This window comes from Prosthecobacter algae, from assembly GCF_039542385.1.
GTDB classification, from domain to species: Bacteria; Verrucomicrobiota; Verrucomicrobiia; order Verrucomicrobiales; family Verrucomicrobiaceae; genus Prosthecobacter; species Prosthecobacter algae.
This window is the reverse complement of record NZ_BAABIA010000002.1, coordinates 574,615-595,527: the sequence shown is the minus strand read 5'-3', so window position 1 is coordinate 595,527 and position 20,913 is coordinate 574,615. Positions and strand designations below refer to the sequence as shown.

17 protein-coding genes are annotated in these 20,913 nt (G+C 58.6%); 7 read left to right on the top strand and 10 right to left on the bottom strand.

Going from position 1 to position 20,913, the window contains the following annotated elements:
- The first annotated feature begins 1 nt into the window (after position 1).
- Positions 2 to 628, top strand: coding sequence for a thermonuclease family protein (locus tag ABEB25_RS05810; protein WP_345735440.1), 627 nt, complete (start codon positions 2 to 4; stop codon positions 626 to 628).
- 6 nt (positions 629 to 634) lie between these two features.
- Here the strand turns inward: ABEB25_RS05810 and lexA are convergent, their stop codons facing one another.
- Positions 635 to 1,264, bottom strand: a complete 630-nt coding sequence (gene lexA / locus ABEB25_RS05805; protein WP_345735439.1) for a transcriptional repressor LexA — start codon at positions 1,262 to 1,264, stop codon at positions 635 to 637.
- Positions 1,265 to 1,400: 136 nt separating this feature from the next.
- Between lexA and ABEB25_RS05800 the strand changes: the two genes are divergently transcribed.
- Positions 1,401 to 2,219: a tetratricopeptide repeat protein gene (locus tag ABEB25_RS05800; RefSeq protein ID WP_345735438.1), complete on the top strand. Its 819-nt coding sequence runs from the start codon at positions 1,401 to 1,403 to the stop codon at positions 2,217 to 2,219.
- Positions 2,216 to 3,358, top strand: coding sequence for an 8-amino-7-oxononanoate synthase (gene bioF, locus ABEB25_RS05795; protein ID WP_345735437.1), 1,143 nt, complete (start codon positions 2,216 to 2,218; stop codon positions 3,356 to 3,358). The genes ABEB25_RS05800 and bioF overlap by 4 nt, the downstream gene beginning before the upstream one ends.
- Here bioF and ABEB25_RS05790 read toward each other — a convergent pair.
- Genes ABEB25_RS05790 through ABEB25_RS05780 form a run of 3 tightly spaced genes read right to left on the bottom strand, consistent with a single transcriptional unit; the run spans position 3,347 to position 9,324 of the window.
- Positions 3,347 to 3,850 carry a hypothetical protein gene (locus ABEB25_RS05790; protein WP_345735436.1) on the bottom strand — a complete coding sequence of 168 codons (504 nt, stop codon included), beginning with the start codon at positions 3,848 to 3,850 and terminating at the stop codon, positions 3,347 to 3,349. The two genes, bioF and ABEB25_RS05790, sit on opposite strands and share 12 nt — an antisense overlap.
- A 47-nt stretch (positions 3,851 to 3,897) precedes the next feature.
- Positions 3,898 to 5,610, bottom strand: a complete 1,713-nt coding sequence (locus tag ABEB25_RS05785) for a sialate O-acetylesterase (protein WP_345735435.1) — start codon at positions 5,608 to 5,610, stop codon at positions 3,898 to 3,900.
- Positions 5,611 to 5,658: 48 nt separating this feature from the next.
- Positions 5,659 to 9,324 (bottom strand): c-type cytochrome domain-containing protein, encoded by a 3,666-nt coding sequence (locus ABEB25_RS05780; protein WP_345735434.1) that lies wholly within the window; start codon positions 9,322 to 9,324, stop codon positions 5,659 to 5,661.
- On the opposite strand from ABEB25_RS05780, the gene ABEB25_RS05775 reads away from it, so the two are divergent.
- The gene (locus tag ABEB25_RS05775) at positions 9,323 to 9,547 is read left to right on the top strand and encodes an addiction module protein (protein WP_345735433.1); all 225 of its coding nucleotides are present in this window, start codon (positions 9,323 to 9,325) and stop codon (positions 9,545 to 9,547) included. The two genes, ABEB25_RS05780 and ABEB25_RS05775, sit on opposite strands and share 2 nt — an antisense overlap.
- Positions 9,547 to 9,867 carry a type II toxin-antitoxin system RelE/ParE family toxin gene (locus ABEB25_RS05770; RefSeq protein WP_345735432.1) on the top strand — a complete coding sequence of 107 codons (321 nt, stop codon included), beginning with the start codon at positions 9,547 to 9,549 and terminating at the stop codon, positions 9,865 to 9,867. Before ABEB25_RS05775 ends, ABEB25_RS05770 begins: the two co-directional genes overlap by 1 nt.
- Before the next feature lies 1 nt (position 9,868).
- On the opposite strand, the gene ABEB25_RS05765 is transcribed toward ABEB25_RS05770, so the two are convergent.
- Both ABEB25_RS05765 and ABEB25_RS05760 read right to left on the bottom strand, forming a co-directional pair.
- Complete coding sequence (locus ABEB25_RS05765) at positions 9,869 to 12,049, bottom strand: DUF1553 domain-containing protein (protein WP_345735431.1); 2,181 nt, start codon at positions 12,047 to 12,049, stop codon at positions 9,869 to 9,871.
- Between the two features lie 68 nt (positions 12,050 to 12,117).
- Positions 12,118 to 13,497: a DUF1501 domain-containing protein gene (locus ABEB25_RS05760; protein WP_345735430.1), complete on the bottom strand. Its 1,380-nt coding sequence runs from the start codon at positions 13,495 to 13,497 to the stop codon at positions 12,118 to 12,120.
- A gap of 210 nt (positions 13,498 to 13,707) precedes the next feature.
- On the opposite strand from ABEB25_RS05760, the gene ABEB25_RS05755 reads away from it, so the two are divergent.
- On the top strand, positions 13,708 to 14,238 hold the full coding sequence (locus ABEB25_RS05755) for a hypothetical protein (protein WP_345735429.1): 531 nt from the start codon (positions 13,708 to 13,710) through the stop codon (positions 14,236 to 14,238).
- 4 nt (positions 14,239 to 14,242) lie between these two features.
- Here the strand turns inward: ABEB25_RS05755 and ABEB25_RS05750 are convergent, their stop codons facing one another.
- Both ABEB25_RS05750 and epsC read right to left on the bottom strand, forming a co-directional pair.
- Positions 14,243 to 14,896: a SprT family zinc-dependent metalloprotease gene (locus ABEB25_RS05750; RefSeq protein WP_345735428.1), complete on the bottom strand. Its 654-nt coding sequence runs from the start codon at positions 14,894 to 14,896 to the stop codon at positions 14,243 to 14,245.
- Between the two features lie 11 nt (positions 14,897 to 14,907).
- The gene (gene epsC / locus ABEB25_RS05745) at positions 14,908 to 15,795 is read right to left on the bottom strand and encodes a serine O-acetyltransferase EpsC (protein WP_345735427.1); all 888 of its coding nucleotides are present in this window, start codon (positions 15,793 to 15,795) and stop codon (positions 14,908 to 14,910) included.
- Between the two features lie 220 nt (positions 15,796 to 16,015).
- Between epsC and ABEB25_RS05740 the strand changes: the two genes are divergently transcribed.
- Complete coding sequence (locus ABEB25_RS05740) at positions 16,016 to 16,324, top strand: hypothetical protein (RefSeq protein ID WP_345735426.1); 309 nt, start codon at positions 16,016 to 16,018, stop codon at positions 16,322 to 16,324.
- A gap of 9 nt (positions 16,325 to 16,333) precedes the next feature.
- Here the strand turns inward: ABEB25_RS05740 and ABEB25_RS05735 are convergent, their stop codons facing one another.
- The gene (locus ABEB25_RS05735) at positions 16,334 to 17,731 is read right to left on the bottom strand and encodes an efflux transporter outer membrane subunit (protein WP_345735425.1); all 1,398 of its coding nucleotides are present in this window, start codon (positions 17,729 to 17,731) and stop codon (positions 16,334 to 16,336) included.
- Positions 17,732 to 17,748: 17 nt separating this feature from the next.
- Complete coding sequence (locus tag ABEB25_RS05730; RefSeq protein WP_345735424.1) at positions 17,749 to 20,880, bottom strand: efflux RND transporter permease subunit; 3,132 nt, start codon at positions 20,878 to 20,880, stop codon at positions 17,749 to 17,751.
- Positions 20,881 to 20,913 lie beyond the last annotated feature (33 nt).

Below are 20,913 nucleotides of genomic sequence, written 5' to 3'. Positions count from 1 at the left end.
CATGCGTCGTCGCCGTCGTTCGTTGCCGCTTTCGTGGCTGGGCCTGCTTCTGCTGGTAGCCTTGGGAACCCAGGCCTGGAAAGAAGTGCAGAAGCAGCAGCGGCTCCCAGAGATCCGGACTGGCAAAGCGGCTAAAGTTTTCGAAGTGATGCTGGGTGCCCAGCTTCTGGACGATAAGAACAACGACGGCGACAGCTTCAAGATCAGATACCGGGGCAAGGTGCACGAGCTGCGGTTGTATTTTGCGGACTGCCCCGAAAAACGTCGGCATGCCTACAATGCAGAACGGCTGCAAGAACAGGGGCAGTACTTTGGCGGCCTAGATGAGGCCCGCACTGTCGCTTTGGGGCAACAGGCCCAGACCTTCACCCGCCAATGGCTGCAGGGGCGTCCCTTCACGGTCTATACCAAATGGCAGAGCGTCTTCGACAGCGGCCGCCATTACGCCTTTGTCGTTTTTCCGGATGGAGAGGATCTTTCGGCCAAGCTGGTGCGCGAAGGCTTGGCGCGCATTCACACCACGGGCACCACGCTGCCCGATGGCCGCAGTGCCACAGCCTATGTCCAGCACCTGCGGGCGATTGAGTTGGAAGCCCGAGCCGCCGGACGTGGGGGCTGGGCCCGATAGTGGGCTTCAGTCACGGCCTACCTGGCGGATCAGCGCCTGCATCACGCCCTGAATCAGGAGTTCGTTGGCAGGGATCAGGTCCGGGAAATCAGGATTTTCAGCCTGGAGATAGGGCTGTCCATCTTTGACCACAAAACGTTTCAGGGTGGTTTCACCATCAATGAGAGCGGCCACGATGTCGCGCGGACGCGGTTCTTTGGCTTCCAGAATTACCATGTCCCCATCGCAAATGTTCGCACCGATCATGGACTCACCGCGAACTTTGAGGGCGAATGCCTTGGCATTGCGGCCCAGTCCCAAGGTGTTCACATCCACGGCAATGGATCCATCGGCTTGCTGTTCCTGCGGGCTGGCATAGCCTGCGGGGATCATCCCATACAGAGGAATGTCTAGGATCTCGGCCCGTTCCAGGTCTTCTGGAAACACTACGGCACGGGCCTTGTGGGAATGGCGCTGGATGACTCCTTTTTTCTCGAGAGCCCGGAGGTGACTCATCGCCGCCGTCTGGCTGGAGAAGCCAAAATGACGCTGAATGTCACGCGTGCTGGGCATGACACCGTTTTCGCGCTGGTACTGGCGCAGGTATTCCAGCAATTCGCGCTGGCGGTCGGTGAGTTTGGTGCTGAGGTCGAACATAAAAGCGTTTGTTCGCCTGAACACTTAATCCTAACAGCAGAGGACGCAAGAAGATTTCCTTATCCTTCTTTTTGTCAGGAATCTTCCACATCTGGCACATCCAGTGCATCGAATCTTTGCACCCGTGACGTTTTGCATGAATCTTTCGCCTGTGCCCGCCCTTCACTCCATCCGTTTTCTCCTTTTGCTCTCGAGTGCTGCGTTTGGCCTGATCGCCCAGGAACCTGCAGCCCCTCCAGCCCCGGCAACGCCGCCTGCAGCTCCAGCTTCTCCTGAGTCCCCAGCACCCCTGCCACCTGCTGCGGCACCTGAAGCCTCTGCCCCGGCTGCCAAGCCGCCGATACCTGCTGCCGTGCCCAACATGACCCTGGTTCCCCCCGGGAAAACGGTCGGATTGCCAGACAACACCACCGTTTTGGCGCAAAAGGCTGCCACGGCTTTTGGCGAACAGAAATGGGAGGAAGCCCGCGCTGCCTATGAAGAGATGCTGAAGCTGGACGAGCGCAATGCGCTGGCCTGGGCCAACCTAGGCGCGGTGGAACAGCAGGCGGGGAAAACCAAGGAGGCGCTGGAGTGCTTTGAGAAGTCGGTGATCATCAATCCGAATCTGGCGCAGTCCTGGAGTGCGTTGGGGCTGATCTATTCCTCCAACGGCGACACTTATCGGGCCATCTCCTGCTTTACCCGGGCCATTCATGAAGAGCCGACCGATGCGCGTGCGCACAACTATCTGGCCATCGCATCGAAAAATCTCGGCTGGATTGATGCCGCGCAAAATGAACTGCAGCGCGCCATCGAACTGAATCCTCAGTATGGCATTGCCCATTTCAATCTGGCCTTGCTTTACCTGGACCAGAAACCCCCTGCACTGGAGCTGGCCAAACGGCACTATGAGAAAGCAGTCTCCCTGGGGGTGGAAAAGGATGAGATCGTGGAGCGGAGGCTGAAGGAGTGAGCTGGGAGATCCAGCCGCAACTGGATCAGCTCCGCGGAGAAGGGCTCTGGCGTGAACTGCGAACGATGGATTCGCCGCAGGGACCCCTGCTGGAGCATGAGGGCCGGGAGTTTCTCAATTTCTCCTCCAATGATTACCTGGGGCTCGCCACCTCGGCGGAGCTGAAGGCAGCCTTGCATGAGGGCGTGGAACGTTATGGAGCGGGCTCGGGTGCCTCGCGTCTCGTCTGCGGCAGCCTGCGTCCCCATGCAGATCTGGAGGCGGCACTGGCGGACTTTAAGGGAGCTGAAGCCGCGCTTACTTTTTCCAGCGGCTTCGCTGTCCCGGTCGGCACTTTGCCAGCCCTAATGAGTCCAGGCGACACCATCCTGATGGATAAGCTGAGCCATGCCTGCCTGGTGGATGCGGCACGTCTCAGCGGGGCCACCTTGCGCATATTTCCGCACAATCATCTGGGCAAGCTAGAGCGCCTCCTGAAAACGGCCCAGGGCCGGGTGCTCATCATCACGGAATCCATCTTCAGCATGGATGGAGATGCCGCGCCTCTGCGTGAAATCGTGGAACTGAAAGATCGCTATGGCGCTTGGCTGCTGGTGGATGAAGCGCACGCGGTGGGAGCACTCGGCCCGCAGGGCAGGGGGCTCGCCGCAGCCCTGGGGCTGGAAGGGCGCATCGAGCTGCAAATGGGCACGCTGAGCAAGGCCTTGGGCCTCAGTGGCGGTTATCTGGCCGCTTCTCGGCAGGTGATTGACCTGCTGATCAATCGCGCCCGCAGTTTCATCTACACCACCGCCGCGCTGCCAGCCGTGGCCCATGCGGCACTCCGGGCTCTGGAATTAATTCGTGGTGCCGAGGGGGATCGCAGACGCAGCCTGCTTCATGCGCATGTGGAGAAAGTACGCTCTTCTCTGGGGCTGGAGCATACCTCCTCCAGTGCCATTCTTCCTCTGATTCTGGGCGATGAAACCGCCGCTATGGCCGCCAGTGCGACCCTGCGTGACGCAGGACTGATGGTGCCGGCGATCCGTTTCCCAACGGTGGCCAGGGGCAGTGCAAGACTGCGAATCACGCTTTCTGCTGGCCATCAGCCGGAGCAGGTGGCCAGATTGATCGAGCAGCTTAAGCTGTTAGGGAGTTGAGCCTGGCTCGCCCCGCAGAAGCTGCTTGCCATTGAAGCGCTCACCGGGATGGAAGAGCCAGCCTGGAGAAGTGTTTTTGACCTCGTAACGCTGGAGCACAAATTCAGGCAGGGACAGGTTGCTGTTCGGGTCATAGACACGGCGGCCAGAGTAGTGGCCCCACATGCGATATTCGCGGTTGTGGTCGCTGCCAAAGGCCGGGCCATCGCCCTGAGGGAGCTCTGGGTAGCGGTCTGGCTGGCGCATGAGCTTCTCACTCATCATGACCAGCTTGGCCTCATGCCAGGGCTGCCCCGGCTTGCGCAGGTAGCCCCAGATGTGGGTGCGTTCGATGTGGAAACGGCGGGCGATGTAGTAGTCCCCTGGCGTCTCGGCTGCGATCTCCATACGCCGATAATCAATGAGCTGCTGCTGGCGCGGGCTGGTGGAAGAACTGCAGGCCGTAAGGACGACAGCTAGACCCAACAAAAGGAGGTGAGCAAGACGGGACATATGACAGCGAGAGTGAAACACGAATGCCTGCACGCAAACGAAACCTATCAGAGAGCCTTCTTCTTGAGGGCCTCGACCTGTTTTTTCGTCGCCTCTAGCTTCTTTTTAGTGGCTTCCGAACGGAGACGTACTTCTTCCAGACGTTTTGCGGCCTGGGCGGCGGTACTGTTGGGGTTCGCCGGATCGGTGATCATGGGGAAGTCATCGGTGCGGAAGGGGTTCACGGGTAGGCCCTCGGCGGAATAGACATTGGCCACCGGATTGTCCGCCCAGGCAAAGCGCACGGCCACAGGCTTGGCCACTTGTTTGCTGCTCACGGCAATCTGGTTGCCCCGTGGGGTGCGAGGACTTTGCTTGTTGTCTGGCAGGATCACCGCATCCGCCGCCACCCACTGGCGGTCTTCACCGCAGATGGCAAAACCGCGCACTTCATCCACATCCACCACACGCAGGCCAGACTCGGCATGGTCAAAGGTGAGGATGGCTTGTCCGTCTTCAAACTTCACGCTCTTGTAGGTCGGGCTGCGGTAGGGGAGCTTGAATCCATAGTCCTTCACCAGCGCCCAGCGGGCGAGGCGCTCGGCCACGTCGCGTTTATTTTTGGGGTGGATGTCATTGGCTTCACCTAAATCGGTGATCACGCACTCACCGGTGTTAGGCAGCTTGCTCATCGTCAGCGTCTGCGCTTCACGCAGCTCGGCCCACTCACTGTCGCCAGGGGCGGTCACATAGTCTTTGAAATCGGCCAACTGCACCCAGTAGAAAGGGAAGTCGCCCTGCTTCCACTCATTGCGCCAATGCTGAATCATGAAGGGGAAAAGATCGCGGTATTCCTTGGCGCGGCTCGCATTGCTTTCGCCCTGGTACCAAATCACGCCCTTGATGCCGTAGCCGATGGTCGGGTGGAGGACGCCTGCGTACAAATTGCCGGGGCGGTGTTGGCCCTTCATCGGATTTTGTGGGGCACGGGAAAGCGGGGGTGGCAGCGGCTTGCCTGCTTTGATAGCTTCTTTGCGCGCAACGGCCCAGGCCTCAGCTTTGGCCTGATGAGCAGCCACTTGTTTGTCGAAGTCTTCCTGAGTGAAGGTGGACTCAGTCTTTTGCCAGCGCTCAATGATGTCTTTGAAACGCGCATCTTTTTCCAGCAGATCACGTTTCACCCAGGCCTCGGCGGCGCTGCCACCCCAGGCGTTGTCAATCAGGCCCACTGGCACGCCTAACATCTCATGCAGCACGCGGCCATAGTGATAACCCACCGCGCTGAAGCTGCCGACCGTGGCAGGGGAGCACTCCTCCCACTGACCTTGGAAGTTATCTTGAATATCTTGCGTGCCTACCTGTGGCACGGAGATGAGGCGAATGAGTGGATATTTGGCCTGGGCCATGTCCAAATCCGCCGTCCAGGTGCGGTCCACTGTAAAACCCATGTTGGACTGGCCGGAGCAGATCCATACTTCTCCCACCAGCACGTTTTTCAGATCTTTGGCCGTCGTGCCTTGGATGGAAAGGGTCGCAGGTTTGGCATTCGCAGGCACGCTATCCAGCTTCACAGTCCACTTGCCCTTGTCATCTGCCTTTGCGGTCTTGGTTTGGCCCGCGAATTTGACGGTGACCTCGGTTCCTGGTGTGTCCCAGCCCCAGATGGGGTTGGCTTGCTTTTGCTGTATCACCATATTGTCGCCAATGACGGCGGGAAGGCGCAGCTCAGCGTGTAGCGACAGCGTGGATAAGAAGAGAGAAAGACTCGGGGCAAACTTCATGGCAGAGCATGAACGTGATCACCTGAGCCTTCATTGCGAGGAAAACCTTTAGCGCGCGGCCACGCCCGCCTCTTTGCGGATTTTTAGCAGGACGGGAAAGCTGGTGACCACCCCTGCACTGTCTTGTTCCGCTCGGGCAGAGGCCATGGCCACGTGACAGAGACGATCCTGATCCGCCACCCAGTTGGAACAGCGGAAGTAAATCGGCCGCTCGTTTTCCTTCGCCCGCACCTGCACCCCATTGAGACCGATATCGTCAATGATGACGCCATGCGGGAGGTTGTGGACATCGAAGTTGATGAGGTCGTCAAAGCTGTTTCTCTCCACGCGAATCCACGCCTTTACCGTCTGGCCCGGAACAAGGGTAATCTCCAAAGGCTTGGCCTCCTGCGTGTCTTCCCGCTTCACGGGCTTGCCATCCACTTCAGGCTCCAGGTATACGATGAACTTTGGCGCAGGACCCAAAGTGAGTTTGCCAAAGTTGGGGATGTTGTGAGAGACAGCTTTGCCTCCGATGTCTGCCGTGGCGGTCACCGTGACCTTGCTCCAATCCGCATCGGCCTTCGCCGTGGGTAGAGCATGCAGACTGCCCGTGGCGAGGGTGTGGCCTTCTTCAATGAAAACCGGTGACGAGGCGTAGTAACCCTCAGGCACATTAGCGATGTCCACACGGATGGGGCCTTCGAAGCCATCTTGGCGGTCTGCCTTGACGGCAAAACCGATGGAGGAGCGGGCAGGGATGGCAATGACCTTGTTTGTATCTACGGTAAGGGTGAAATCAGGTGCGGGTTGGCGGATGATCAGTGAATACACAAAGCGTTCGCCTAACAAACTGCGTGTATCCGTGACGCGGACGATGTAACGGCCATCCGCTGGGGCTGTGAAGGTGAGTCGTGAATCGCGACCCAGCTTGCGGGTGCCTTCATCGTCATTGCTGTAGTTCAGGGTGAAGACAGGCAGGCCATTTGGGACCAAGGCGGTGCCAAGAGGGTGTGGGAGGACGGTATAACAAGCCTCATCCAGCGCATGACTGGTGGTGCTGGTGTCAAAGTAGGAGCGGCGCTTGCCGTCGGTCGAGTAGAACAAAAAGCCGCTGTCTGGTCCGCGCGGCATGCGGAAGGTCTTCATGATGTCGCCATTGAAATAAACGTACTCGTTGAGCTCCATCTCCTCCCAGTTTTGCAGGCGGATGTCTGGGTTATTTGCATCCACGCTGCGGAAGTTGTTGTAGCTGTCGCGCACCGCCTGCATTAGCATGCGTGGCACGGGCTGTCCTTGGGCGTCCAGCACTTCGATTTTCGTGTCAGCGGGTGAGCCTGCCATGGCAGCGAGGGTTTCAATGATCCAGGACTCCCCTTTCTTTGCCTCGAAGACAAAGTGATCCGTGTCCCCAAGAGGGTTCTTGGAAAGCAGCCGACCGTTCATTATACCAGGGGCAGTTAAAGTTTGAGCCTTGGCAAATTCGTCATTCGGTTCTGTCTCTTCAGCCTGCGGCAGCGCCTTGACCTGCACGCTCGGCGAGACTCGCAAACGCACGCCCTGTGAAGGCATGGGCACGCTGAGTGATCCTACGGCTTCGCCTTTCACCTTGATCTCGGGCACTTGGTCCAGATGGTGTCCTGTCAGTCGCACGGATGTCTCTTGATAGAGTGCCACTGAGAGCGGCTGCCAGCCTGTGACATAGGGTAGGGTACCCACGGTGAGGCGATAGAGATGCCCCGCACTGCCATCTAGGGTGGTGTTGCTGACACGGACCAGATAAGTACCATCCTTCGGCGCTTTCCAGGCGATGAATGGATCGCTGCCGGGATCCAAACCGCGATTGAGCAGCAGCACGTTGAGGTCAGGATCCAGAATCTCCAAGCGCGGAGATTTGGCCGTGCTGCCGATCTGCTGAACGGCGAGGTCAAAGACGAGTTCTTCCTCTGCCTTGACGCTGATCTGATAAACATCCTGTTGGCCCGTTTCCGCAAGCGTTCCCCACAAGCTGGCGGGCAGTTGGCTCACGGTCAGCGGTCCCTTTTCAAAGGTCGTGGCGTTGGTGGCGACAGGGGAAAGATCATCCGCATAAACCTTCATCCGGGCGGTCTCACCATGCGTCGTTTTCAGCCACATTTCATAAACTCCGCGTGGAAGCGTGGCAGGCGCTGTGGCGCGGATTCGCAATTGAGTGGGCTTGATGGAATCAGCCACGATGACACCCTTGATCTCAGGGTGATTAAACAGTACCTGCGGGTTGGCTTCGAGGTTCTTGCCCTGCACATTCAAGGTCACTGTGCCGCCGCTTTGCAGCGCGGGCATCAGGATACGGGTCAGCTCAGACTTGACGGCCATCTTGGGTTTGGCGGCAGGCTTTGCCATCACGATGGGTTGACCTGTGGCGGTGTCATACACCCCAAGGCTGCCATCGGCGCGACCGCTGAAGAGTTGCCCGTTTTCTGCAAAGGCCAGTGCGGGTGTCCAGTCAGGCTGTTTTTCCAGCACCTTCTTTTCGGTTAGGCTGGCAGCATCCCAGACTTTCATGGAGCGGTCCGTGGCACTAGTGGCCAGGGTCTTGCCATCGCGAGATAACGTCAGCCCAAGAATGCCACCCTCATGAGCAAAGCGAGAGGTGGTGATGCTGTTGCTGCCTTCCTTCGCCTTGGTGCTGATCTGCCACACGCGAATGCGGCTGTCCATGCCGACTCCAAAAATCTCTTTGCCATCCGCACTGAAAAGTACGGCGGTCTGTTCCTTCAAGGGCTGAGAAAGGGTATCCAATCGAGCGCCATCGGGCATGCTCCAAAGCTTTACTGTGCGGTCCGCACTGGCGCTCGCCAGAACCTTCCCGTCCGGCCGAAAAGCCAGGCCATTGACACTGCCATTGTGACCCTTCAGCAGCTTGATTTCAGATCCGTTGGCAACATCCCAAAGGCGGATCTTTTGATCATAGCCCCCTGTCACCAAGACTTTGCCATCGGGAGATAAAGCGAGCGAATAGCAGGCATCTGTGTGGCCGACAAAAGTTTTTAATTCAGCGCCGTCCACTGTTTTCCACGCACGCACATCGCCTGCAATCCCTGCCTCACCACCGGCGGCATAAAGGGTCGCCCCATCGGCTGAAAAGGTGAGGGCATTAACTCGACCTTTGAAGCCTGCCAATTTCCGAATCACTGCCCTCGTGACTGGATTCACCAGTTCCACCTCGCCATATCGGCCAACGGCGATGAGCTTTACCGCATCCGAAAAGGCCACCGCTTGGATGGATCGCTTCGGAGCCACCTGAGGAGCAATTTTGGGCGTGATGACTTCACGGGGTGCTGCTGGTTTATCCGCTAAGATCGGTCCTTTGGCCCCTCCATTGATCCAAGCTTTGATGAGGGCGATTTCTTCTGCCTTCAGCTTGTCGCGCTTGCCTGGAGGCATGAATTCATTCTTGCCACCACGTCCCGAACGACCTTCCAGAAACTTCACCAGCAGGCTCTCATCCGCCTTGCCTGCCACCACGGAGACTCCTTCCTCGCCGCCCTTCATCAGGGCCGCAAAGGTGTCCAAGGCAAAGCCTCCATCTGGATCATCCGCGCCATGGCAGTCCATGCAGTAAGCATCCCAGATCGGCAGGATTTGCTTTTCATAGGAGATGGGTTCCTGGGCGAAAACTGTGCTGGAAAAGGTCAAAACCAGCCCTGAAAGCAGCAGTTGAAAGTGGAAGAGAAAAGGGAGATATTGAGTCATGACTCTGGCTGACTTCTCACAAGTGCGTGCACTTCCAGTGCGCGAAAAGCTTTTGCTCGTGGATGAAATTTGGGAATCCATGATGGATGTTGAATCAGAACTGGAAGTTTTGGATGCCGAGAAGCGAGAGCTGAATGCACGCTGGGAACGTTTTGAAAAAGATCCTTTGCGTGCGCTCACATTGGAAGAATTCCAGGCTCGGATAAATGCGAAGCGCATCTGATGAACTTGCGCATTCTTCCTGAGGTCTTGGAGGACATCGAACAAGGGGTCGAGTGGTATGATCACTGTGGGGGCAAAACCCTTGGAGATCGTTTCCTCGCCTCGTTTTACAGTTATCTTCCCGAGATTTTGCGGGATGCTCCTATTCACAGACCCGTCTATCGTCAGTTCAGACGTATCCTGATCAAGCCATTCCCTTATGCGGTTTACTTCCGCATTCATGAGGGATGGGTGGTCGTGGTTTTGGTCTGGCATACGGCGAGAAATCCAATGGATTTGAAAGAGCGACTGGATGAGCGAACTCCAGACGAGGGGGCATGATTCAGTGATTGAACAAAAACTCCTTCGAGCTCATGAGGCTCCAGAAGAGATCTTCGAGAGTGGCGCGACGGTCGGTGGGGGGCGCGCTAGCGAGGAGCTCAGTGGCTTTGTTTTTCTCGGTGTCGGTCGGCTGTCGTGCCAGGGCAATGAGGTAAGCGTCTTGAACCAGCTTCTCGTTAGGCTGCTGGGAGTTTAGCAGTTGGTCCACACGGTTGTCCTTAGCGGCAAGTTTGTCATTCAAGGTGTCGCCATTGGCGATGTGCAAGGCCTGGGCCATGCTGGGTTCATTGGTGCGTTCGCATTCGCAGGTGGCGATGCGGTCGGCGCGGCCAAAGCTTTTCAGGAAGTAGCTGGCGATGTTGGAATCGGGAAGCTGCAAGGCACGGAAACCCATGGGATAGGTGTCCTTGGTGCCTTTGTTGGCATTGCGACGGTCAATGTTGAAGGTTGTGGGCACAGCGGTCACCTGGGCCACCGAATCCAACAGGATTTCAGCTTTCAAACGACGTGGGTAGAAGTGGCTGTAATAGCGGGTGTCCTTCTCGTTTTGATAAATCGTCTCGCTGCTGCGCTGATAGGTCTCGCTTTGCAGGATGACACGCATCAGTGACTTGAGATCAAACTTGTGGTTAACCAGGTGATCACATGCGGCATCGAGAAGCTTTTCATTGCTGGCAGGATTGGTGATGCGGATGTCGTCCACAGATTCGACCAAGCCGACGCCGAAGAAATTCGCCCACACGCGATTGGTGATCGTCCGCTTGAAGAGCCGGTTGTCGGGAGATGTCAGCCAGGCCGCCATGGGCACACGGCGATCTTCAGGCGCGGTCATGGAGACTGCTTGCGTGACTTCAAGGGCTCGCGGCGGCTGAGGTTTGCCTGTGAGAGGCTGTACCAGATCGCCCTCTGTGGCACTGAAAACGACTCGTTCATCGGCGGTGGCCCCATTCTTGGTGCGGACCCGTGAGAAGAGATTGGCAAAGGCGAAGTACTCATCATTGGTCCATTTTTCCAATGGGTGATTGTGGCATTTGGCGCAGTTCATGGCCGTGCCGAGGAAGGCGACGGAAACGGTTTCAGAAAGGCGCGTCGGCTCGTCATGCAGCAGGAAGAAATTGCCCGCGCCATTTTCCAGCGTGCTGCCCGTGGCGGTGAGCAGGCTTTTGACCATGACATCCCAAGGGGTATTCGCGGCCACACGGCTGCGAATCCAGTGGTAGTAGGCCCACATGCCTTCTGGAGTGAGTTTGTCACTGTTCACCAGCAGCAGATCACTCCAGCGGTGCGACCAGTAATCCACGAACTCTGGGCGTTTGAGCAAGGATTCGATCAGGCGATCTCTTTTGTTAGGCTGGGTATCCGCCAAGAAAGTGCGAGTTTCTTCGGCGGTGGGCAGCACACCAATGGTGTCAAGATGCGCGCGACGGATGAATTCGCCATCCGTGCAGCGCTGAGACGGGGGGATGTTTAGAGCGCGTAGTTTTTCCAACACCAACTCATCCACAAAATTCCGCGGCTTGAGCTGGGCGAAGAGCGTCTCATCCGCTGCACCTTCCTGCGGCACGCTAACGATGGCGATGTCCAGCCGGCTGAGGTACCACGCGCTGACGGTGCCTTCACCGGAGCCCGTGACTTTCACCAGCCCCTGATCATCCACGGTGGCCACGCTGGCGTTCACCGCATTGAATTTGGCCCAGCGGGTCACGTCTTCGCTGCGACCATCGCTGAATTTGGCCAGCACCTTGAGCTGCTGTTGGCTGCCCGGTTTGCTAAGAACTTGTTTGGGCGAAACTTCAAGAGAGACCAAACGCGCATCTTCTTTCTTCGGACCGGGTGCCCCATGGGCAATCCAATTTACCAAAGTTTGGTAGGCCTCGGAGTCCATATCAAAGCGTTTGTCACCCTTGTGCGGCACGGTTTTGATCGCCTTCAAAAGCAGCAGGCTGCGCGCTGGATCATCGCCATTGATGCGTCGGCCCATGGCTGAACGAGTGACGGACAGGTAATCGCCTTCATCATCAAAGCCGCGTAGGGAAAGCCGGAAGCCGCCCTGGCCTGCTGCTGCACCGTGACAAGCCCCCATGTTGCAGCCAAAACGGGTCAAAATGGGCTGCACCTCATTGCGAAAGCTGGGCGCTTCGGCATGGCAGATCATCTGCCCGGCGGGGGCGATCAGTGACAAGAATAATAGACGCTTCAAAAGCATAACGGAACAGTCGGAGACGGGAATGAATGAGGGCGTTCCTTGGGTTAGGCGAACAGCTCCTTGATGCTCTGCTTGCCAAAGTCCACGACGGGATACGGCCTGCCTTGCGGGCCAGGGAGTTCCGTGTGGAGGTCAATGCCGAGGCTCTCGTAGATCGTCGCGACGATCTCACCTGGGTCCACCGGACGCTCCGCAGGATAAGCGCCGATCTCGTCGCTTTTGCCGATGACCTGACCGCCTTTGACACCGCCGCCGGCGAAGTTGACGGTCCAGCAGTTTGGCCAGTGGTCGCGGCCACCCGCAGGATTCACTTTCGGTGTGCGGCCAAATTCAGCCAAGCAGGTCACCATCGTATCATCCAGCATGCCGCGTTGAAAAAGGTCCTCAATCAGCGCTGTGTAGCCCTGGTCATACATGGGTGCCACGATGTCGCGCATGCCTTCGATGCTGGTGAAGGGCTTGCTGCCGTGGATGTCCCAGGTGATCTCGCCAAAGACCGTGATGAAGGTGTTCACCGTCACCATGCGCACGCCACGTTCGACGAGGCGACGGGCGAGAAGGCAGCTCTGGCCAAAACGATTCAGGCCGTAGCGTTCGCGCACCTTCATCGGCTCTTTGGTCAGGTCAAAGGCCTCACGTGCCTGTGAACTGGTCATGATGCGGTAGGCCGAAGCAAAGTTTGAATCCATCAGCTTGGCCTGTTCGCTGGATTCGAAGTTTTTCACGGAACTGTCCACCAGTTCCCGCATCTGGCGTCGGCGTTCCAGGCGCACCTCGCCGATCTCCTTCGGCGGCAGCAAGTCAGGCACTTTAAAGTCGGCGGTGGAGGGATCGGAGTTCAGGACAAAGGGATCGTAGGCCTTGCCCAAAAAGCCGGCGTCCTGGCCATGCGGCATGTTGCCTCCCGTGGGGCCCATGGTTTCTGGCAGAATGACGTGTGCGGGCAGGTCGGAACGGCGGCCTAACAAAAACTCCGCTGCGCAGCCAACGTGCGGTGTATTCACCCCACCGGTAAAAAGGCGGCCGGTCTGCATCATCTGATGGCCCGTGTCATGTACCGCCGCCGCATTGTGATAACAGGAACGCACGAGGCTGAATTTATCCGCGATCTTCGCATGCATGGGCAAGATCTCCGAGACCTGGAAGGCATCGTTGTTCGTGCGGATGGGCTTGAAGGGGCCGCGAATTTCACTGGGCGCATCCGGTTTCATGTCCCAGAGATCCAGTTGGCTGGGAGCCCCCAGGTTAAAGATCATGATGCAGGCGCGTTGGCTCTTTTTTGAGTCCACCTTGCCTGCGGCCTTCAGGGCCTGGAACCTGGGCAACGTCAGCCCCAGGGCACCGAGCATGCCGACTTGTAAAAAGTCGCGCCTTGTCACACCATCGCAGGTGGTGATGGAGCCATCGCCGGAAAATTTAAACATAAGGTTAGATCGTGCGTTCCAGAGTTATACGCTGCCCATTGAAAAATCTAAATGGACAATCCTGCTATGGGTTTGGGATGTTCTGATTCCCTGGATCACTGGGTTTCAGGAATCGAGATGGACTAATGAACCATGGATATAAAGGCTTCGGAACGATCTCTCACAGGCCGGTTTACAATCGGGCGGATTGCCTTCACACTTTCCATGCCCATGAAATTCCTCTTTTTCGCCCTCTTGTCCTTGTTAGGCAGCGCCTCCGCCATCGCTCAAAACAGCGCCCCGGCCACCCCCGCCAGCCCTAACCAAGAGGAGGTCACCCGAGACGGGCTGTGGGATGGCAAACTGTCGGGTGGCAGTTACCTCGTTCGCTGCACGCAGATTTTGGCACTGTCCAAACACGAGTACGTGGCCGATGGCACCGCCCGTGTGGTGGAGGTGAATCTCACCATGAACTCCAACATGACCGTGCGCTTTTATTACCTCGAGCCCGTGCGCCTGGAGGGCGGCGGTGTCATCGGGGCTGGGCAGCAGGCCATTGATAAGGCGCGTGAGATGATGAAGGACGCCGCCTCTCGCGTCTCCCCCACTTTGACCACGCCCAAGGTGGTGAAAAGTTACCCCATCTCCACCCATGCGCACACCGTGGAGTTCGTCTTGTCCAGCGAGGAACGACTGAACTCTCTGCACGCCAGTCTGGAGCGTTCCTTCCGCACTGGCCAGGGACGGCTGTGGCGCGAGTAGGCTCTCACTCCTTGCTGCGCAGATCCTGGATCAGCACAAAGCGGAACTTCGCATCATACTGGCCGCCATTGTACTTGCCGCAGCACTCGCGACAGGCCGTGTAACGGCTGAATTTACGCACCCGCTGGACGGTGAGGCCACAGTGGGCGCAGGCATAGGCGTAGTTCCTTTTCACCTCTCGGCGGGGTAGGGGCAGGCGATGGCGCGCACTTTCACCGGGGATGCCCAGGTCAGCACAGGCCTGCTGCCACTCTGGACCGTGAGGTTCGATGCGTCGGCGTCCTGCCCGGTGATAGGCCACCAGATGGGCCAATTCATGCCGCATCGTGCGGTCTACCTGGCCCTCGAATTCCTGCAACTTCGGATTCAGCTCAATCTTCCAAGAGGGAAAGCTGGCGTAACCGGCGGTGCTGCGCAGCCGGCTGTTCCATTGTACGGAGACCAGCTTGGCCGCGCCCGCGAGATCAATGCTGTGCAGCAACTGCTGGCACAGTTCCGTCAGCTCAACGTCCCGCAGATTGCCATTTTCTTCCTTCACTGGGGCAGCCGGGGCCTCGGGTGCAGGCTCTGCATACAGCGGGCGGGCCAGGGCACGCTCGGCTAGGCTGCCGCGGATGCCGGCTTGAAAGTCGAGAACGAGCTGGGAAAGGTTCAGCATGGACGGGGGCATCAGGCCTTATCAGAATCGGCCGTTTTAGGCACTTTGGTCAATGGTGTGTTCTTGCGGTCGCGGATGCGGTGCTCCTGGTCACCCAGGGCGTAGATCATATCTTCGGCCACGCTTTCCATCAGGAAAACGTTCGCGCCGATGGTGCTGCGGGCACCCACCACCGTATCTCCACCGACAATCGTGGCCCCAGCGTAAATGGTGACGTTATCTCCGATGGTGGGGTGGCGTTTCTTCCCAGCCAGCGCTTGCCCTTGGGCCAGGGAGCGCGCCACGAGACCCACGCCTTGGTAAAGCTTCACCCGGGTGCCGATGCTGCACGTCTCGCCGATCACCACACCCGTGCCGTGATCGATGAAAAAGTGGCTGCCGATCTGGGCCCCGGGGTGGATGTCGATGCCTGTGCGGCCATGGGCCCATTCCGTCATCATGCGGGGGATCAGCGGCACGCCCATGCTGTAAAGCTGGTGCGCTGTGCGCTGGATGGCGATGGCCTCCAGGCCTGGGTAGGCCAGGATGATCTCCTCATAGCTCCGCGCCGCAGGGTCGCCTTCATAGGCAGCCTGCACGTCCGTTTGCAATAGCCGCCGCACCTCGGGCAGCTTCACCATGAAATCACAGACCAGCTTCATCGCCTCCTCGTGGTGATTGCCCGTCTGGTCACGCAGGCGCAGACTTCGGCGGATCTCCGTGCGCAGCCGCTCCCGCGTGCTGGCCACCAGCTCATGCGTCATCAGCTCCAGGTCATGGGAGGAGACCGCATCTTGAGAGTAAAACCCCGGGAAAAGCACCTGCAGCAGGTCTTCACAGAGCGTGGCGATCGCCTGTTTGGACGGCAAAGCCCCGCAATCCACGTGGTTGATCCCGCCGACCTCCTTGTATGAGGTCATGAGGCTCTGAACGATCTCTTCCTGTCGGCAATCCATGTCTTGTCCCCGAGATTAGAGGCGAAAGGCCTCTCTGGCAAATGGCGGGGTGGGGGAAAAGAGGTCCATCTCCCTGTGATTGGTGAGGAGACTCATGGGGAAGAAAGCTGTGAGGTAATCTGCAAACAAATTCGCCGCTACCGCTTGCGGGGCTTTTTAGGTAAAATGGAGATCGAATCGTGCTATGAAAATCCTCCGCATCTCAGAAACCGCGCAGGGGTGGATTGATTTTTTTGCAATCGCCGGACCTTGGCTGTCATGCCTGATCCTGGCTGTGTCGATGAATCCCATGATCGTTTGTGGACGCGGCCTAGAAGCCGATTCGATATTGAACTTAATCACCGTTTTTTGGCTAGCTTTGCCGGGATTGCTCCTGGGGGTGCTGTGCACCAAGCCCCTGGAACGTTTGCTAGGTTGGGCAGGCTTTGCTTGGATGACTTACATGGCCGTCCTTGCTTTAAAGCAAAATTTCCCAAGAATGTCACCCTTCTGATTTACCCCCTCACCACCCACCCCCCAGTGCCTTGATAAGGCGGACGGTGGAGATGTGGCGTTGGGCGGAGATTTGGGCGGTCTGGCGTTCCGTCTGGAGGCGGGTGCGTTCGGCGTCGAGGTACTCGAAGTAACTGAGGGTGCCGCGCTCGTAGGATTCCTGGACGAGGCCGGTGGCCTTGGTGGAGGCGGCGAGGGCTTCGCTGATGGCACCGGCTTGCTCGCGCAGGTAGCGGGTTTGGGCAAGGCTGGTTTCCACGTCGCGGATGGCGCTGAGCACGGCCTGGCGGTAGTTGGCGATGGCTTCCTCACGCGCGGCCTTCTGGCGGCGGACGTTGAACTTGATGACGGTGAGGCCGCTGATGGGCAGGCTGACGCTCGGGCCGAGGCTCCAGACGCGGCTGTCGGCTCCTAGCAGGGTATCCACTTCATTGCTGAGGTATCCAGCCGTGCCGGTGAGCTTCACGGCGGGGAAGTAGGCGGAGATGGCCACGCCGACATCGGCATTGCGAGCGGCGACTATGCGCTCTGCGGCGGCGATGTCAGGACGGCGCTCCAGCACAGAGGCGGGCAGGCCTGCGGGGACCACAGGAGGGGCCTTGGCACCGATGGGGTTTTCCCGCACGGTGAAGCTGCTGGCGGGTTGGCCGCAGAGGAGGGCCAGGGTGTCGCTGGCCTCCTGGCGCTGGCGTTTCACATCGGCCAATTCGGCCTTGGCGGTGGCCACCTCGGTGACGGCGCGGGCGTAGTCGGTTTCTGGGATGGCTCCGGCCTTGAACTTGTCATTCAGGAGATTTTTAAACTTGTCCCGCAGGGCGATGGTGCGGCGCAGGGCGCTCAGTTCGGCATCAGCAGCGCGTAACAAAAAGTATTGCGCAGCAACATCGCCAGTCAGAGTCAGGATGGCATTATGATAGCTGGCGGAGGTGGAATCGGCCGTGGCGCGTGCGCTTTCCACTTCGCGGCGGATCTTGCCCCAAAAGTCGATTTCATAACTCAGGTCCAGAATTGTGCTGAAGCTATTCACCCGCCCGCGTGGGATGTCCACCGGGATAGGGGTGGGTAGGTTGCCGGAGGTCTGCTCGCGCTTGCCGTCACCATTGAGGCGCACATCCGGTAGCCAGGAGGAGGTGCTGATGCGGGCGGCGGCGCGGGCCTGGTCCACCCGGGCGGCGGCGGCCTGCAGGGAGGGGCTGCTTTGCAGGGCGAGGGCCTCTAGGCGGTCCAGCTCAGGCTCGCGGAAAATCTTCCACCACTCGCCACGTGGGGCGTCGTCACGCGGCACGGCGGTCTGCCAGCGCCACTTGGCGGGGGTGATGTCCGTGAGGTCCGGCGGAGTGTGGTCGGGCCCGACGGTGCAGGCGCTAAGGGTTAGGGCGGCAATGAAAAGCGAAGAGCGTTTGAGCATGGCGCTGGGGGTGAAAATTAGACGGAGGCGGTGCCTGAGACAGGCGCGGCGGACTTCGCTGCCGCTTTGGCCGCGCGTTTATTCCGGCGATTTTCGCGGAAGTGGATCATGTCATCAAAGAGCGAATAGATGACAGGCGTGGCCAGCAGGGTGAGCAGCAGGGAAAGGCTCTGTCCGCCGAGGATGACGCCAGCGGTGGCGTTGTTATACGCAGCGCCCACGCCTGTGGCAGTCATCATCGGCACCATGCCAGCGACGAAGGCGAGGGTGGTCATCAAGATAGGGCGGAGACGTTCCTTGTTGGCCAAAAGAATGGCTTCCAGGCGATCCATGCCTTTTTCACGCAATTGATTCGTGTGATCAATCTGTAGGATGCCATTTTTCTTCACCATGCCGAAGAGCACGAGAATGCCGAGCATGGAAAATATATTCACGGACTGGCTGAACAAAATGAGTGACAAGATGGCGAAGGGCAGCGTCAGCGGCAGCGCCAGCAGGATGGTGAAGGGGTGGATCCAGCTCTCAAATTGGGCAGCGAGAATGAGGTACATGAAGATAAAAGCCATCAGGAACGCGACGCCAAAGGCTTTGCTAGCTTTGGCAATTTCCTTGGACCTGCCCGTGCTGCCGCTGGCATAGTCAGCTGGGAGATTCAGACGATTCACCGCGGCGGAGATGCCGTCCATGATCTGGGTTTCACCCACGCCAGGGGCGTTGTTCGCGGTGATGGTGACCTGGCGGCGGCGGTTGAGACGATTGATCTGTGAGGGGCTATCCGTATCGTCCAGGGTGAGCAGGTTAGAGATGGCCACTGGGCCTGCTTTCAGTGAAGGCACGGTGAGCAGGTTCAGGATCTCACTGGTGTTGCGGTAAGTTTCTTCGGCCTGAAGATGAATGTCATACTGCTCGCCACCATCGTCATAGGTGGACACGTCCACACCTCCGACAAGCAGGCGCAGGGTGTTGGAAATGTCGGCGATACTGGCCCCCATTTCCCCAGCCTTGTTGCGGTTCACCGTGCCGGAGATTTCGGGTTTGCCCGCGATGAGGGAGCTGTCCAGATCTCGCAGACCGGGCAGGTCCTTCACTTCTTCCATCACCTGCTGAGTGGCGCGGGTGAGCACGTCCAGATCTGGACCCGCAATGAAATACTGTACGTTAGCGCTGGAGGCCCCTGTGTTGAAAGGCGGCACGGCCAGCACGCTGATGCGCCATTCTTTGGGGAAGTTCGGCACGATCTCCTGACGCACACGATCCATGAGCGTCTGCTGGTCTTGGCGCAAAGCGGGGTCATTGAGGCGGACAAAGATGCCTGCTAGGTTGGGCGTGCGCTGGTCATTGTCACCGATGGTGAGGAGGGTGCCATCCACACCGGGCAGCTTGCGCACCTCACGGGCAAAGCGCTCCACCATGAGGTCCGTCGCGGCGAGGCTGGTGCCTTCGGGCGTGCGGATGTTCACCACGAACTCGGCCTCTTCCACCGGCGGCAGGAAGCTCTTCTGCACGGTCTTCATCAGGATGGGCATGCAGGCCAGGATACCGATGCAGGCCAGCACGATGACCCAGCGGTGGCGCATGGAAAAACGCAGCAGCACCATGTACACCTTTTCCACGGGCTTGTAGAAGATATTCACCAGATGCTCCAGCCAGCGGTCAAAACGGGTGCCGTGACCGTTCTTGAACATGCGGGCGGAAAGCGAAGGCGTGAGGGTGAAGCTAACCAAAAGTGAGACCGCGATGGCAAAGGCCATGGTCAGGCCGAAGCTCTTTAAGAACATGCCGACGATGCCGCTGAGGAAGGCCACAGGGACAAACACGGCGAGCAGAGATAAGGTGGTGGCCATGACGGCGAGGCCGATCTCCTTCGGCCCTTCAATGGAGGCCGTGTACGAGTCTTCCCCTTTGTCCTCCATGTGACGGAAGATGTTTTCCACCACGATGATGGCGTCATCAATCACGATGCCTACCGCTAGAGCGAGGGCGACGAGGCTGATGACGTTCAAGGTTACGCCTTGCGCCCACATGATGCCGAAGGCGGCAATGATGGACGTGGGAATGGCGAGCGCAGAGATGAGGGTGGCGCGGGAGTTGCCCAAGAAGACAAGCACCACGATGGCAGCAAAAAGGGCCCCGAGAACCAAATGCTCTTTCACCGCATGGACGCTGGTGCGGATGACGGTGGAGGTATCTCGCACGACCTCGACATTGTAGCCCTCCGGCAGCAGTTTTTTGACATCGGCCAGTTTTTCATTCACCGCATCCACCACCGCCACGGTATTGGTACCGCTCTGCTTACGGATGGACAGGACCACGGAGGGAACGCCATTGTTGCGGGCGACGGTGAGCTGTTCTTCCGCCCCGTCTTCCACGCGGGCGACATCGCGCATGCGCACCAGGCCGCCACTGTTTTCGGTGACCACCAGCATGTTGATTTCATCCATGCTGCGCGCCTTTCCCAGCACGCGGAAGCCAGCCTCACTCGCGGCGTTTTTCACGGTACCAGCAGGGATCTGCACGTTCTGTGCGCGCAGGGCCCGCTGCACATCCGTCGCGGTCAGGTTGTAGGACCGCAGCCGCATGGGGTCTAACCAAACATTGATCTGCCTCAGGCGACCCCCTAACAGGGTGATCTGCCCCACGCCGGGAACGCTCTCAAGCTGGCGGCGCAGGATCTTATCGGAATACTCGGTGATCTCGCGCACCGGTTTGTTGGCGACCAGGGCGATGTTCAAAATGGGCGCGGCATCGGGATCCAGTTTCTCGATGATGGGTGCATCCACATCCTCCGGCAGTTCCGGAATGACACGGGCGATGCGGTCACGCACCTCCTGGGCGGCCACATCGATGTTCTTTTCCAGAACGAAGGTGACGAGCACCTGGGAGATGCCCTCACTGGAGATGGAACGCAGCTCGTCAATGCCTGCTACGGTATTGACGGCCTCTTCGATCTTGTCGGTGATTTCTGTTTCAATTTCCTTCGGCGTCGCGCCGTCCTGGCGCGTGACGATGCTGACCGTGGGGAAGTCAATTTTGGGGAATCGGTCCACCGGCAGTTTCGTGTAACCCAGCACACCCACGACCACGAAGACGAGGATGAGAACGCTGGCGAAGACCGGGCGTTTAACAGAGATTGCGGCGAGCCATTGCATGGGGGGAGGGGGCGCTAAGTTTCAGAGTCAATC